General features: G+C 48.1%; 15 protein-coding genes. 5 read left to right on the plus strand and 10 right to left on the minus strand.

Annotation, left to right across the window (positions count from 1 at the left end; all coding sequences use genetic code 11):
• Nucleotides 1-160 precede the first annotated feature (160 nt).
• Nucleotides 161-784 carry a LuxR C-terminal-related transcriptional regulator gene (locus AB0L18_RS15825; RefSeq protein WP_367388277.1) on the minus strand — a complete coding sequence of 208 codons (624 nt, stop codon included), beginning with the start codon at nucleotides 782-784 and terminating at the stop codon, nucleotides 161-163.
• Between the two features lie 827 nt (nucleotides 785-1611).
• Here AB0L18_RS15825 and AB0L18_RS15830 point away from each other — a divergent pair.
• The 3 genes from AB0L18_RS15830 to AB0L18_RS15840 all read left to right on the plus strand — a co-directional run bounded on the left by AB0L18_RS15830 (nucleotide 1612) and on the right by AB0L18_RS15840 (nucleotide 4549).
• Nucleotides 1612-2652: a zinc-dependent alcohol dehydrogenase family protein gene (locus tag AB0L18_RS15830; protein WP_367388278.1), complete on the plus strand. Its 1041-nt coding sequence runs from the start codon at nucleotides 1612-1614 to the stop codon at nucleotides 2650-2652.
• Nucleotides 2653-2730: 78 nt separating this feature from the next.
• Nucleotides 2731-3585 carry a cation diffusion facilitator family transporter gene (locus AB0L18_RS15835; protein WP_367393156.1) on the plus strand — a complete coding sequence of 285 codons (855 nt, stop codon included), beginning with the start codon at nucleotides 2731-2733 and terminating at the stop codon, nucleotides 3583-3585.
• A 73-nt stretch (nucleotides 3586-3658) separates the two neighbouring features.
• Nucleotides 3659-4549, plus strand: coding sequence for an MBL fold metallo-hydrolase (locus tag AB0L18_RS15840; protein WP_367388279.1), 891 nt, complete (start codon nucleotides 3659-3661; stop codon nucleotides 4547-4549).
• 100 nt (nucleotides 4550-4649) lie between these two features.
• Here the strand turns inward: AB0L18_RS15840 and AB0L18_RS15845 are convergent, their stop codons facing one another.
• From AB0L18_RS15845 to sufB, 9 genes are all read right to left on the minus strand, one after another.
• Nucleotides 4650-5720, minus strand: a complete 1071-nt coding sequence (locus AB0L18_RS15845; protein ID WP_367388280.1) for a serine hydrolase domain-containing protein — start codon at nucleotides 5718-5720, stop codon at nucleotides 4650-4652.
• 100 nt (nucleotides 5721-5820) lie between these two features.
• A complete protein-coding gene (locus AB0L18_RS15850) occupies nucleotides 5821-6618 on the minus strand; it encodes a LytTR family DNA-binding domain-containing protein (protein WP_367388281.1) in 798 nt (265 codons plus the stop codon).
• Nucleotides 6619-6704: 86 nt separating this feature from the next.
• Nucleotides 6705-7091, minus strand: coding sequence for a VOC family protein (locus AB0L18_RS15855; protein WP_367388282.1), 387 nt, complete (start codon nucleotides 7089-7091; stop codon nucleotides 6705-6707).
• A gap of 161 nt (nucleotides 7092-7252) precedes the next feature.
• Nucleotides 7253-7564, minus strand: coding sequence for an iron-sulfur cluster assembly protein (locus AB0L18_RS15860; RefSeq protein WP_367388283.1), 312 nt, complete (start codon nucleotides 7562-7564; stop codon nucleotides 7253-7255).
• Nucleotides 7557-7991, minus strand: coding sequence for a SufE family protein (locus AB0L18_RS15865; RefSeq protein WP_367388284.1), 435 nt, complete (start codon nucleotides 7989-7991; stop codon nucleotides 7557-7559). The genes AB0L18_RS15860 and AB0L18_RS15865 overlap by 8 nt, the downstream gene beginning before the upstream one ends.
• Nucleotides 7992-8001: 10 nt before the next feature.
• Nucleotides 8002-9243, minus strand: coding sequence for a SufS family cysteine desulfurase (locus AB0L18_RS15870; protein ID WP_367388285.1), 1242 nt, complete (start codon nucleotides 9241-9243; stop codon nucleotides 8002-8004).
• A 136-nt stretch (nucleotides 9244-9379) separates the two neighbouring features.
• Complete coding sequence (sufD, locus tag AB0L18_RS15875) at nucleotides 9380-10720, minus strand: Fe-S cluster assembly protein SufD (protein WP_367388286.1); 1341 nt, start codon at nucleotides 10718-10720, stop codon at nucleotides 9380-9382.
• 21 nt (nucleotides 10721-10741) lie between these two features.
• Complete coding sequence (gene sufC, locus AB0L18_RS15880) at nucleotides 10742-11500, minus strand: Fe-S cluster assembly ATPase SufC (RefSeq protein WP_367388287.1); 759 nt, start codon at nucleotides 11498-11500, stop codon at nucleotides 10742-10744.
• A gap of 36 nt (nucleotides 11501-11536) precedes the next feature.
• The gene (gene sufB / locus AB0L18_RS15885) at nucleotides 11537-12982 is read right to left on the minus strand and encodes a Fe-S cluster assembly protein SufB (RefSeq protein WP_367388288.1); all 1446 of its coding nucleotides are present in this window, start codon (nucleotides 12980-12982) and stop codon (nucleotides 11537-11539) included.
• Between the two features lie 442 nt (nucleotides 12983-13424).
• Here sufB and AB0L18_RS15890 point away from each other — a divergent pair, with 442 nt between their 5' ends.
• On the plus strand, nucleotides 13425-14129 hold the full coding sequence (locus AB0L18_RS15890; protein WP_367388289.1) for an SDR family oxidoreductase: 705 nt from the start codon (nucleotides 13425-13427) through the stop codon (nucleotides 14127-14129).
• Between the two features lie 96 nt (nucleotides 14130-14225).
• Complete coding sequence (locus AB0L18_RS15895; RefSeq protein ID WP_367388290.1) at nucleotides 14226-15140, plus strand: DMT family transporter; 915 nt, start codon at nucleotides 14226-14228, stop codon at nucleotides 15138-15140.
• The last annotated feature ends 3 nt before the right edge of the window (nucleotides 15141-15143 follow it).

Consider the following 15143-nt stretch of genomic DNA (forward strand, 5'->3'; position numbering starts at 1 on the left):
GCCAAAGGGTAGAAAAAAATTATAAGTGTGGAGCGTCAGCGTTTTCCGGCCAATTCTGATGATTCAGAAAAGTTGCCGGATCACAAGGATCCGGCAGCCAACTACTAGTATGAAAAAAACGCTCAATAGTATGAAATTATAGCTCGGCAATACAAGAGGATTATCCGCCTTGATGACCGAGTTCATAGGCGCGAGCCACCGCTTCGTGGCGGGACTTTACGTCTAATTTCTTGTAAATGTTTTTTAGGTGAAAACGTACCGTATTCTGGCTTACAAATAAGCTTTCAGCGATCTCACGGTAATTCTTTCCCTGGCAGAGCAAATGGTAAACTTCCTGTTCCCTTTCCGAAAGATTGTCGCTCCGACGCTGCGCTCGAAAAGAATCCATAATGCGTTTGGTAGCATCCTTACTCAGGGGTGTTTCACCCTGTGCAAGCTGTCGAATGGCCGTTTGTACGACTGCCGGAAAACTATCGGAGGAAATAAAGCCCGCTGCTCCAGAACGAAGCACGGCAAAGAAATGCTCATCAGTAAGATTAGTTGCTAAAACCAATATTTTAGCATCAGCCTGAGCAGCCTGCGTTTTGTCAAACAAATGGAGGCTATCGTCCTTAGGCATCAAGCCCAAGAGTATTACTTCAATAGGTGGACCATCAACTTCTTGCGGTATGGCATTGGCTGTAGCAAAAGCACCTACGCATTGTGCGTCGGGCATTTTGTCCACAACTGCTTGCCAGGCCGTACGCAAAGAGCGACTGGCCGTAACAATCGCTACGGTTATCATTTAAACAGTTTGTCGGGTGATGTAACACTACCGCCGATGGACGTGCTACTCAAAATTAGTCAAAAATGCTCCTAGTGTTGACTAATATAAACGTGAATAGTCTTGGAATCAGGAAGGCTATTTATCCCTCCAAATTTTCCGCGGCTATTCCCAAACAATGACGAATCATACGGTCAATGGGTTGCAGCTATTGGATACTTACTGTTGGATACTTTCGTCTTGTTATGCTATGCGAGACCCCTTAAATAAGGTGTCCCAAAAATCCGCATTATTCATCTGGGCTCCAAGGTAGCCGGATTTGTGCGCCCAAACAACCACACACCTGGGTAGCTTTGGTGAATGGGGCACGAGTTGCAGTGAAAGAGCCGGAACTGGTAAGGTGGATGACATTATGGGAGCTTGGTTTGCTGGTTAGAAGGTACTTTTACACCCTTCCACTTTTCCAACCCTTACACCTTTTCAGTTGCGGAGTGCGGTTTAAAAATTCCGACTTCCCACTTCTGACTTCCGACCTTGAGCAGTTGATGGTTGATGGTTGATGGTAACCCTTACACCCTTCCACTTTTCCAACCCTTACACCTTTCTGGGTGCGGAGTGCGGTTTAAAATTCCGACTTCCCACTTCCGACTTCCGACCTTGAGCAGTTGATGGTTGATGGTTGTTGGTAACCCTTACACCCTTCCACTTTTTCAACCCTTACACCTTTTCAGGTGCGGAGTGCGGTTTGAAAATTCCGACTTCCCACTTCCCACTTCCGACCTTAAAAATACTTGGTTGGTTTTGAAAAACTTATTAGAGTATCTTGTGTGAAGCAAAATCATACCTACATGCGAGCATTGATTTACGAGCAATTTCAGGGGGAGCTAAGCATTCAGCAAGTTGCTGATCCTGATCCTTCCGACGGGGGAGTCGTGGTGAAGATATTGGCAACAGGCCTTTGTAGGAGCGACTGGCACGGGTGGATGGGGCACGACCCTGACATCAAGCTTCCACACGTGCCTGGGCATGAATTGGCGGGGACGGTAGTGGCTCTTGGTAAAAAAGTTAGTGGATTGAAAATAGGCGACCGTGTGACGGTTCCATTTGTGTCGGGCTGTGGCCATTGCGGACAGTGTATTGCTGGTAACCACCAGGTTTGCGATCACCAATTCCAGCCTGGCTTCACACATTGGGGATCTTTTGCGGAGTATGTAGCCCTCGATTATGCGACTATTAATGTTGTGAAATTACCAGAGGAAATTGCTGATACGACTGCGGCGACATTGGGTTGCCGATTCATTACCGCCTTTCGGGCAATTGTTGACCAGGGGAAGGTGTCTGGTGGACAGCATGTCGCTATCCATGGTTGTGGTGGAGTGGGTTTATCGGCCATCATGATAGCAACCGCATTGGGAGCCCAGGTGACGGCGATAGATATTGACCCCGCTACTTTGTTATTGGCGCAAGAACTTGGTGCCACTACGACCATCAATGCCTTACAAAATGACCGCGTCGTTGAGGAGATCAAAATGACAACAGGTGGCGGTGCCCATGTTTCCTTGGATGCACTGGGTAGTGCTATAACCTGCTTTAATTCGATCGCCTGCCTGCGCAAGCGTGGTAAACATATTCAGGTAGGTTTAATGACGGGCGACCATCAACACCCCAAAATACCTATGGATAGGGTGTTGGCTGATGAATTGGAAATTATTGGTAGCCACGGTATGCAAGCCTTCCGTTATGCGGAGATGCTGACGATGATTAAACAAGGCCGTTTGCAACCTGAAAAACTTATCGAAAAAACAATTACTTTAGAAGAGGTCATTGTGGCTTTACCCGAGATGAATAATTTCAAAAACAAAGGTGTGATAGTGATTAATAAGTTTTGATTGAGCTATCTTTATATCCTGTATTGAAGGACAATAAATCTCTAAAAACAACAACCCGTCGATTCTCATACCAAAGCCATCCGCACCGCCATTATTAGTTTGGTTTCCAATCTGCTCCTGGCGATCGCCAAAGGAGTAGCTGGAGTGTTGGGTAATTCCTTCGCGCTGATAGCTGATGCTATTGAATCTACGACCGACGTATTTTCTTCTTCGCTGGTATTGCTCGGCCTGAAGTATTCTACCAAGCCACCCGATGAAAATCATCCCTATGGGCACGGAAAGATAGAACCCGTAGTGACGTTTATCGTTGTAGGTTTTCTGATTGTCTCGGCCACGATCATTGTCACTCAAGCAATTCACAATATCCGGGAGCCTCATGATATTCCCAAGCCCTTTACCTTGATTGTTCTGGGAGCGATCATTTTGGTCAAAGAAATTTCTTATCGCTATGTTCACCGCAAGGGGCAAGAAGTACAGAGTACCTCCCTGCAGGCCGATGCCTGGCACCACCGCAGCGACGCCATCACTTCATTAATTGCTTTTTTGGGGATCACCTGGGCCCTTTGGATGGGGCCTGGCTACGAATGTGCCGATGATTGGGCCGCTATTGTAGCGGCGGGCTTTATCGTCTTCAATGCTTATCTGATCTTGCGCCCGGCGCTGGGTGAGATTATGGATGAACAATTCTATGATGATATGATTCAGCAAATTCACGACATTGCCGCGAATGTAGAAGGAGCCATCGAAATTGAAAAGTGTTTTATCCGCAAATCAGGAATGACTTACCATGCCGACATTCACCTCGTTGTAGATGGTGACATCAGCGTAAGAACCGGCCACGATATTGCACACCAGCTTAAAGACCACATTCGAGCAGCTATGCCAGAAATGGCGGATGTGTTGGTGCACGTGGAGCCTTGGGAAGGGGAGTAGGAAGGAGGATAGTTCTGTCAAGTAGTGAACCTTATACAGAAAAGCTTATTTCTATTATTAAACTTCTTCTAGTATGAAACGCAGATCCTTCCTTCAATCTTCGGCCTTGCTGGCTGGAGCAACTTTAGTTCCACAACAAGCATGGCTTCGTAACTTCTTATTGCCAGCGGGTGAGTTGACGGCTATTCGGCGCAACATCAGTTTTTATACGGAGCGAGGTGGTACCATCGTAACCTTATTGACCCCTGAACACAGCGTAGTGGTTGATACCCAGTTTCCGGAGCAAGCGGGCAATTTGTTGGCATTGATGAAAAATACCAATGCTAAGCCCTTGGATTTATTGGTGAATACGCATCATCACGGTGACCATACCTCGGGAAATATTGCCTTTAAAGGAATGGTGAACACCCACGTAGCACACGCCAATTCACTGGCCAATCAGGAAAGGGTGGCGAAAGAGAACGATAAATTGGCGGAGACCTTACTACCCGGCACTACCTACACCGATAAATGGTCGCAGCGCATAGGCGACGAAACGGTGAGCCTCCACTATTTCGGTCCCGGCCATACGAATGGGGACTCGATGGTGCATTTTGAAGAAGCCAACGTGGTACATACGGGTGACTTGATGTTTAACCGACGCTTCCCCTACATTGATAAGTCAGCCGGTGCGGACATCGGCAATTGGATTGAAGTACTCCGACAGGCACGTCGGACTTTTGATAAAGATACTTTCTACGTCTTTGGCCACAGTGGAGAGGGCTACCCCGTGACGGGTACTGCAGCCGACCTGAAAGCCATGTCGCACTTCCTGAAAATGTCACTGCGCTACGTCAAAAAAGCCAAGCGCCAAGGAACAACGCTGGAACAATTGCTGGAAAAAACGACCACCATCCCCGGTGCTCCGGAATACAAAGGCGGCGGCATTGAACGCGTGTTGAACGCGGCTTGGGAGGAGATTTAGAGTGTAAAAGTTGGGTAGGTGTAAGGGTGTAAAGGTTGTAGCTAACTAACTTTTACACCCTTACACCCTTACACCCTTACACCTTTAAACCCTTACAACCCTACCTCTCCGCAAAAGAAAACAAACTCACCGACAGTTGAAACGCATCTCGCCAGGCGTGGGCGGTGTTGGAGAGGACAATGATAACCGCATTCTTTTCCGGGAGTAGCATCAATTGCCCGGCAGCACCTGTTTGTTCACCGCTGTGGCCGATGACGGGACCTACAGTTGGATTGTCGCCATAAAGGAAGAGCCCCATGCCGTAGGGGTTGTTTTTACCACGATCAACATCCGGGTAGGTTTGCATCAATGTGAGGGAACTCGTGGATAGCAAGGTGCCGTTAAGGAGGGCCTGACCAAATTTTAGCATATCGGTGGTGTTGGAATAGATGCCGCCACCGGGAACGCGATTGCTGAGGTTGTTGGCCTTGGAAACTTTAATTTTTCCCTTTTGGGTACGATAAAAGAAGGCTGATTTGTTGGGGTACAATTGATCAAAGACTTCCACACCGCTGTGTTCCATTCCTGCTTTATCGAAAATATTTTCCTGGATGTAATGATTGAAAGATTGGCCACTGGCGACTTCTATCACTCGCCCAAGTAGTACGTAGCCGTAAGTGGTGTAATAGTATTGGGTGCCGGGCTCGAAAAGCAATGCTCGGTCCTGAAAAACAGTAATGGCTTTGGCGAGGGTGGGGTATTCCTGCGTAGTTTCAGTCTCTTTGCTGGATAGGTAACCGCCGATGCCGGAAGTATGGTGGAGCAGCTGCCTGGCGGTGATTTTTTGTGCAGCAAAAGCGGGATAATCAGGAAGATAATGGATAATTGGGAGATCGAGATCAAGGAGACCCTTTTCGTACAATTGTAAAGCTGCCACCGCTGTGAATGTCTTGGAAATGGAGGCGATACGCTGTCGGGTATCTACATCACAGGGTGTTTGTTGGTCTTCACTACAATAGCCATCTGCTCCTAGCCAGGTGATCTCATCTGCAACAGCGATGCCTGCATTGAGGCCCGCAAATTGCTGGTTTGCAATAGTGTTAGCGAGGAGTTCATCGGCCGTGGGAGGCGCTTGGGCCGAAAGGCTATAGCTAGCAAGAAAGAAGAGGAGGGTAGTGATGGGGTATTTCATCGGCTAAGGTTGATTTGGGAGTTTCTGTTTCGAACAAAAATAGTTGGAAGTATACAGGTGATCAATTCATTAGGGACCATTTGTGGTGAACCTACGCTCCTTAGGGACGAAATTGCAACCTTCGCATCAAGTCATCTTTGTAAGCGGGTGTTATGGGCACCTCCATTTGGGTTAAAACCACCGTTGAGGGGCTCTTCCACTCCAAAAAATGATGGGGATTGATCAGGTGAGAGCGGTGCACGCGCAAAAGGAAAGGTACTGCCTCCAGCATTTTAGTGAGGGTGCTACGAAGGAGCTTTTTGCGCAAAGCGTCATTTTCTAGATAATAAACAGTAACGTAGTTGTTGGCAGCAGAGATGGCGATGAGATGACCCGGTCGAAGCCGCAAAATGTCCAACTTATTGGAGCCACTCAATTGTATCCAATCAGAAGCGCTGACTACTGTAGGAGATGCTGGCACGGTAAATGCTGTTGCTTTACGTGCGGCAAACCGTCGGGCAAGTACCAACAAGGGAAGTAAAATAACGAGCGTGGGGATATAAATCTCTAAGACAAAACGAGGAAAGCCATAATCTCCCCGAACCCAATCCGTAATGTAATAGCGATATGAGGAGGGAAGACAAATAATAGAGAAGAGCAGGAGGATGACCATCTCCAGCAACCCATTCCAGTACCCTAATCGACGATAAAGCCAGTTTTGAACAGGAATACAAAGCAGGTAAGAGAAGACCGTAACAAATCCGTACCCAACCATGAGTTGTATCCTGACTTTTAAGCTAAGCTCCGCCACATCAAAAGGACCAATAATGGCCAGAAAGAGGTACAGCCACGCACCCATCAGGATCGCGATCAGGAGCTGGTGGCGGTAGTTGGTGGAAGGAGAGGTTTTATCGATCATTGAGACCAATTATACACAAATAAGGGGTGATTTGTGCAAAATACATACACAAATAAGGGGTGATTTGTGTAAAATCTATACACAAATCAGGGGTGACTCATTTTTTCGGTAATGGTATTCGGGAATGCCGGATTGTAAATGAGGCCAATAACATTGTCCCACGGGTCGCGAACGGTAGCTACAAGCAGGGGACCGCCGACACTGTGAGGTGATTCGTGGGTGGTAGCTCCCAGGTTCAGTAAATGTTGATAAACAGCTTCAATATCCTCTACACCCCAATAGGAGAGTACATTGTCGGGCTGGCCAGTAGTGGCCTTTTCTGCGGGCAATAAGCCCAGCTCGAAACCACCAATATTGAAGCCAACATAGAAGGGCTCATCGAAATAAGGAGCAGTAGAAAAAGCTTTGCTGTACCAGGCTTTAGCTGCTGCTAAATCGGGTACTTGATAGATGGTGGTACGTAATCCGAGCATAAGCAGGTGGATTAATTTCACGTAAGATACACGAATAATCGCTAAAAAAACTTCGCGCCTACGCGGCTAATAACCTTCGTGTACTTCCGTGATTTAGCGCTTTCGTGGCTAAAAAAAACTGTTTAGTGGCCAATTTATTCTACAAGGGAAGAACCTACCGTCTAAAACATATCCAGCAACAACAGTGCCTCGTCACTCATCTTACTCTTGTCCCAGGGGGGATCAAACACGACCCGGAGGTCGATATCCGTTACGCCCTCTACGGCGATCACCTTCTCCTGTACTTCCATAGGCATGGAGTCGGCCACCGGGCACATGGGGCTGGTGAGGGTCATCTCGATGAGTACCTTACCGGCATCGTCGATCTCAATGGTGTAGATAAGGCCCAGCTCGTAGATATCGGCGGGGATTTCCGGATCCATTACGGTTTTTATGGCGGCAATGATGTTTTCTTTGATAGCCTCTTTATCCATTGCTTTGATCGTTTTGAGCGGCCATGGCCATTCCGTAAAGTTTCATTTGCTTGACCATACTACGCAGGCCGTTGGAACGGGTAGGGGAGAGGTGTTCGTGCAAGCCTATTTTATCAACAAAGTAGAGGTCTGCCTGGGCTACCTCCTGTGGGCTTTGCGCCGAAAGTACGCGTACCAGCAAACCAATGATGCCTTTGGTGATGATGGCATCGCTATCGGCGGTAAAGGCAACTTGGCCCGCATCCTGTTCTGCGTGCAACCAAACCCGGCTTTGGCAGCCTTTGATCAGGTGTTGCTCGTCTTTGTACTTTTCATCAATCAGGGGCAGGTCTTTGCCCAGGCTGATGAGGTATTCGTATTTGTCCATCCAATCATCAAAAAAGGAAAACTCTTCGATGATTTCGTCTTGTATTTCGTTGATCGTCATTGTTGCTCTTTTAACGTAACATATTCGCCGCCCGCTTCACACCAGCAACGAGTTTGTCTACGTCTTCCATGGTATTGTAGACCGCAAAAGAAGCCCGTACCGTACCTGGAATTTCGAAGCGATCCATCAGGGGCTGGGTACAGTGGTGGCCCGTACGAACGGCAATGCCCAGCTTGTCGAGGATCGTCCCCAAATCGTAGGGGTGGGTGCCTTCGATGAGGAAGGAGATCACACTGGCCTTGTTTTCTGCGGTACCGACAATCCTTAAACCGTCGATGGCCAGGAGTTGTTTTGTTGCCGCCTCCAGTAATTGTTGCTCGTGGGCGCTGATATTTTCTTGCCCGATCTGCTCGATGTATTCCAGGGCTACGCCCAAACCTACGGCCCCGGAAATATCGGGAGTACCTGCTTCAAATTTGAAGGGCAGTTCGTTGTAGGTGGTTTTCTCAAAAGAAACCGTAGCAATCATCTCGCCACCGCCCTGGTAAGGAGGCATCGCATCCAACCATTTTTTCTTGCCGTAAAGGATACCAATACCTGTAGGTCCAAAGACTTTATGACCAGAAAAGGTATAAAAATCTACATCCAGTGCCTGTACATCCACCTTCATGTGAGGCGTAGCCTGGGCACCGTCCAGCAGTACCGGAATACCACGTTCGTGCGCCAAGTCGATGATTTCTTTAGCAGGATTAATGGTCCCCAAGGCATTGGAAACGTGGACAATCGATACGATTTTGGTGCGCTCGCTGAGAAGTTTTTTGTACTCCTCCATGATCAATTCTCCACGATCGTTGATGGGGATCACTTTCAGGATGGCCCCACTGTATTCGCAGGCCAACTGCCAGGGAACGATGTTCGAATGGTGCTCCATCGCGGAGATAATCACCTCGTCTCCTTCCCGTAGGAATTTGCGCCCAAACGAAGAAGCAACCAGATTGATGCCATCGGTGCATCCCTTGACAAAGATTACCTCTTGGGTACTGCCTGCATTAAGGAAGTGGCGTGCCCGTTCGCGGCCCAGCTCAAAAGCATCGGTAGCTTGTTGGCTCAGTTCATAAACACCCCGATGTACGTTGGCATTCTGATGGCGGTAGTAATAGTCTAAAGCATCTAATACCTGCTGTGGCTTCTGACTGGAAGCGGCACTGTCGAGAAAAACCAGTGGCTTGCCTCGCATCTCGCCTTCAAGAAGGGGGAAATCAGCACGGATACGTGCGATATCTAAAGCCGGAGCGGTGATGATGTTAGACATGAACTTAACTTTTTTATTCACCATCTGTCACATAGGTTATATCACTATGTGTCTATGCGGTAAACTATTGTATAACCACCTAGCCACATAGTTGTTTGACTTTTCGCCTTATCTATGCATCTATGTGGTAAAAAAACTATCCCAACAATTTCGCCACCAACATCTCCATCGCGTAAGCCTGTACCGCTTCGTTGGGCATCGTTTCAATCACCTCGCCGAGGAAAGCTTGCTGTAACAATTGCCGCGCTTGCGCTTCTGATAATCCGCGACTACGGAGGAAGAATACGCTGGTCTCGTCGAGTTGGCCAATGGTGGCACCGTGGCTACACCGAACGTCATCCGCAAAGATTTCGAGCTGAGGCTTGGCGTCCATGATGGCATTCTTGGAGAGTACCAGGCTGCTGTTTTGCTGGAAAGCATTGGTTTTCTGGGCATCCTGGCGTACCATTACTTTACCATTGAATACGCCACGGGCATAATCCGTGAGGATACCTTTATACAATTCGTTGCTCTGGCAATGCGGTACAGCGTGGTCGATAAAAGTTTGGTTATCAATGTGCTGCTGCTGGTCGCCGAGGTAAACACCGTAATAGTTGGTGTTGGTATTAGAACCGAGTAGGGTAGTAGCAAGGTTGTTACGAACTACTTTTCCACCCAAGTCGAGGCTGTAATTACTGTAAGTGCTATCGCGTCCCTGGCGTACCAAAGTATTGTGTATTAGCAGCGCCTGTCCATTCTCCATTTGGAGTTTGTAGTGATGGCAGTGGGCGTTGTCTTCTACACTGATCCAGTTGGCTACGTTTGTGAAGTAGCTGCCAGTAGCTGGTGTTGCCTGAAAACGCTCGATAAAAGAAAGCGTGCTTCCGCTACGTACCCGCACAAACAGCTGGGGATTGCTTAGGTGAGCTTCCTCGTTGGGGGTGTTCAAGTAAAGGCAATAGATCGGCAGGTCTACCTGGGCATTGCGCTCGGTCTCGATGTAGAGGCCATGTTGGGCGAAAGCCCGGTTGAGCGGCAAAAAGGTATTGTGTTCGGTACCTCCTGCTTGCGCTACTTGATCTTCAATCCAGGTACGCTTCTCATTGTTTTCAAGAGCAGTGCTGATATGCTCAACGCTTACACCCTTAGGGAGCGTGCTGGCCGAGAGAGCTTCCTGAAAAACGCCATTCACAAAGACGAAAGTCGCTGCTGTAAGCTCAGGAATCTGGTAAGCTGCTATCGTTTTAGCATCCACTGTAGGAGCACTGGTTGCCTGAAAGCGGTTTTCCATCATCCGCGCGATGGGCGCACCGGAATATTTCCAGTCTTCCTCCCGACGGGTAGGGAAATCTTGTCCTTCCAACTGCTCGTAAGCAGCCAGGCGAAACTGAGCTAGAGGGTGTTCGCTATGCCCGTTGAGCCCTTGCCGATAAGTCTGGAACAATTGCTTGTACCAGTCTTTGGTGGCAGTATCTTGATCTTGCAAAATTGCTGACATGTGTATCGCTTTTGGGCTTAATTAAACGGTAGCTGATTGCTCAGCTTTGATCCAGTCGTATCCTTTTTCCTCAAGTTCGAGGGCCAGGCTCTTGTCGCCAGACTTTACGATGCGTCCTTCAAAGAGGACGTGAACGTAATCCGGAACGATGTAATTAAGCAGACGCTGGTAGTGCGTCACGATGATGAAAGAACGATCAGGACTGCGCAATTGATTGACGGCGTCCGCAACAATCTTCAAGGCGTCGATGTCAAGACCACTATCGGTTTCGTCAAGAACAGCCAGCTTTGGCTCTAAAAGAGCCATTTGCAGCATTTCGTTACGCTTCTTTTCCCCACCAGAAAAACCTTCGTTCAAAGAACGCTTGAGGAAAGACTCGTCAATGCCTAACATCTTAGCTTTAGCGCGAAGGAGTTTCAATACTTCCACGGGCTTCAACTCTTCTTCACCGCGTGCTACGCGAACCGCATTCACGGAGCTTTTGAGGAAAGTAGCGTTGCTTACACCTGGAATTTCTACAGGGTACTGGAAAGCAAGAAACATACCTGCGTGTGCTCTCTCTTCTACTTCCATTTCGAGCAAATCTTCACCGAGGTAATCAATCGAACCACCGGTTACTTCGTATTCTTCGCGGCCTGCTAGTACATTAGCCAGGGTGCTTTTGCCAGAACCGTTAGGGCCCATGATGGCGTGAATTTCACCGGGCTTAATATCCAGATTAATACCCCGGAGGATAGCCTTGTCTTCAATGGATGCTTGGAGATCCTTAATCGTGAGCATGAATGCTTATTTTAAGATGCTAATATTAGAGTTTGATTAACCTACGCTGCCTTCCAAACTGATGGCAAGTAGTTTTTGCGCTTCAGCGGCGAATTCCATGGGAAGTTCGTTGAAAACTTCTTTACAGTAACCATTAACGATCATGTTGATGGCGTCTTCTTCGCTGAGGCCGCGTTGCTTGAGGTAGAACATTTGGTCTTCCCCGATTTTTGAGGTCGTCGCTTCGTGTTCCACTTTAGCGGTGCTGTTCTCAATTTCCAGATAAGGGAAGGTGTGTGCACCACAACGGTCACCCATCAGGAGCGAATCACACTGAGAGAAATTGTGTGCATTTTCAGCACGTTTGCCCACTTTCACCAATCCGCGGTAAGAGTTGTGCGAACGTCCCGCAGAGATACCTTTAGAGATGATGGTACTCTTGGTGTTTTTACCAATGTGAATCATCTTGGTACCGGTATCGGCCTGTTGCTTGTTGTTCGTAACGGCTACAGAGTAAAATTCGCCGATAGAGTTGTCGCCTTTGAGGATACAACTTGGGTACTTCCAAGTAATGGCAGAACCGGTTTCCACCTGTGTCCAGCTGATCTTGGAATTTCTTCCTTGGCAAATCCCACGCTTGGTAACGAAGTTGTAAATACCACCTTTGCCTTCACTGTCACCGGGGTACCAGTTTTGTACCGTAGAGTACTTGATCTCGGCATTATCCAGTGCTACGAGTTCTACCACTGCGGCGTGTAGCTGGTTCTCATCGCGCATCGGTGCGGTACAACCTTCCAGGTAGCTTACATAACTGCTGTCTTCCGCTACGATGAGTGTACGTTCAAACTGTCCGGTATTAGCCGCATTGATACGAAAATAAGTAGACAATTCCATCGGGCAACGTACGCCTTTCGGGATGTAAACAAAGGAACCATCACTAAATACGGCAGAATTCAGTGCCGCGAAGAAGTTATCCGTGTGAGGAACCACAGTTCCCAGGTATTTCTTGATCAGTTCGGGGTGGTTGTGTACTGCTTCGCTGAATGAACAGAAAATAATACCTAGCTCACCAAGCTTTTCGGTATAAGTCGTCTTTACCGAAACACTGTCAATAACTGCGTCAACAGCTACCCCTGCCAGGAATTTTTGCTCTTCCAGGGGAATACCCAACTTGTTGAAGGTCGCTAGCAATTCCGGGTCTACTTCGTCCAGACTTTCGTACTGTGGCTTCGTTTTTGGAGCGGCATAGTAGCTGATAGATTGATAATCTACCTTCTTGTAATCAACATTAGGCCATTCCGGTTCGGTCATGGTTTGCCAGTGGCGGAAGGCCTGCAAGCGCCATTCGGTTAGAAACTCAGGTTCGTTCTTTTTTGCAGAAATCATGCGTACGACCTCTTCATTCAACCCAACCGGAAAGATATCCGTTTCGATGTCACTGGTGAAGCCGTATTTGTATTCACTTTGGGTGTGTTGCTCCAAAGTCTGCATTGAATCGCTCATATGGTGGCGGTACTTTAGGATTTAGACTAAATCTAAATAAGATATTATGCCATTAAGACAAAACAGGGATGAGAAAGTTCAGTAACTGACACAGTTTTTACCCTTTAGCGCTGCAAAGATAAGAAAGGAAGAGGGAAGAAAAACCCTGAGGAAGGAAAATATTACGTACAAGTTATAAAACAACAGTTTTTTTTTGATCACCACAAGCCCAAAATCAGGAATACCTAAACTATACCTAATGGTTAGGTAGTGGGGCGGGATAGGGTTTTGAACCATATCAGGGATGATAAGGAAATGTAAGGGGGGATACCAATAGGGTAAGTTTACTAACAGTTGCTCCCCTCGTTAGAAATTGAGCCTGAAATAAACTTTTCGTCAAGGAGTGCGGTTAGGATGGGACAGCGCCTGGGTATCAGTCTATGCGCTTCATCAAAAAAAGTCAATGAAAAACGCCAAAATAGCCCTGGTAACGGGCGCCAACCGTGGTTTAGGGAAAGAAGTATGTCGCCAGTTGGCTGAGCAAGGTTATCGGGTGATTCTCACCAGCAGAACCGAAGACAAAGGCCGTGCGGCCCTCGCGGACATTGCCCAAGATGGTTTGGATATCGTCTACCACCAGCTGGATGTCAACAACGATCAAAGCATTGCCACTATCAAGGAGTGGATCATCAATAATTATGGCCGCTTAGATGTGTTGGTCAACAACGCGGGCATCAACTACGATACCTGGCACAATGCCCTGAACGCAGATTTGGAAGAATGCCACGAAACCATCGAGGCCAACCTTTTCGGTCCCTGGCGTATGGCACAAGCTTTCGTCCCGATGATGCAGGCAAATGGCTTCGGTCGAGTCGTGAATGTCTCCAGTGGCGCCGGCGCCCTCAATGGTATGGACGGTGGTAAACCTGCCTATGCCATGTCAAAAGCCGCCCTCAATGTACTGACCATCAAACTGGCTCACCTTACAGCCAACGACAATATCCTCGTCAATGCCGTCTGCCCCGGCTGGGTACGCACCGACATGGGCGGCAAGGAAGCCACACGCTCTATCCCTGAAGGTGCCAAAGGCATCGTCTGGGCAGCTACCATCGCTGATGGTGGCCCCACCGGCGGCTTCTTCCGCGATGGGGAACGGATTGATTGGTAGGTTTTTGGAACCATATAAGACACCTAAGACAACAAAGAAAAAAATCCTTATGTGTCTTAGGTGCCTGATGTGGTTCAAAGAAAAACCCCTCACCCGGTGCCAATTTACACCGTATCTTGGGCACTCACCCAATGGTACCTCATGGCAGCCCCGTCTCATTTAAAAAACGTTCTCCTCCTTCATTTGGCCATTTTCTGCATTGCTACTTCGGGCCCGTTGGGGAGGCTGATCGCTATGCCTGCTACGGTGGTCATCTTTTGGCGGGCAGCATTGGCCAGTCTTGTGTTTATGGCACTGTTGAAGTTGCAGCGACAACAACTCTGGATTGATGATCGCAGAGATCGGTACTTGATTTTGGGTGGTGGTGTATTAATTGCGCTGCATTGGGTTACCTATTTCATTTCCCTGCAATTATCCAGTGTAGCTATCGGAATGCTCTCCTTGTTTACCTATCCGGTGATTACGGCTGTATTGGAACCCCTTTTGCTGAAAACGCGCTTTCAGGCCACTCATCTGCTGTTGGGTGGCCTTACGCTTTTGGGCATCTATTTTCTGGTGCCGGAGTTTGATCTGGCCAATGGGCAGGTGCAGGCCATTGCCTGGGGAGTATTTTCGGCCAGTATTTATGCTTTGCGCAATATCCTGATGAAAAGGCAGGTCAGCCGCTACAGTGGCACCATCATCATGTACCACCACATGCTGGCGGTGAGTGTGGTTTTGCTGCCGTTTTTGTTTTGGGAGGGTACTGGTGATATTCAAACGGCCTGGCCGTATATAGCTTTGTTGGCAGTACTGACAACTGCTCTGGGGCACACCCTTTTTCTGCGGAGTTTTCGACATTTTTCTATTACTACGGCCAGTATTATGAGCTGTGCGCAACCCGTATACGGGATTATTCTGGGCATCATTTTTCTAAATGAGCATCCTGGCTGGTCGACTTATCTGGGCGGAGGTATCATTCTTTTGGCCGTAGTCATTGAAAGTCTACGGGTGCGAAAAGAGGTAAGTTAAGGT

Origin of the sequence: Lewinella sp. LCG006 (assembly GCF_040784935.1) — a bacterium.
Taxonomy (GTDB): Bacteria; Bacteroidota; Bacteroidia; order Chitinophagales; family Saprospiraceae; genus Lewinella.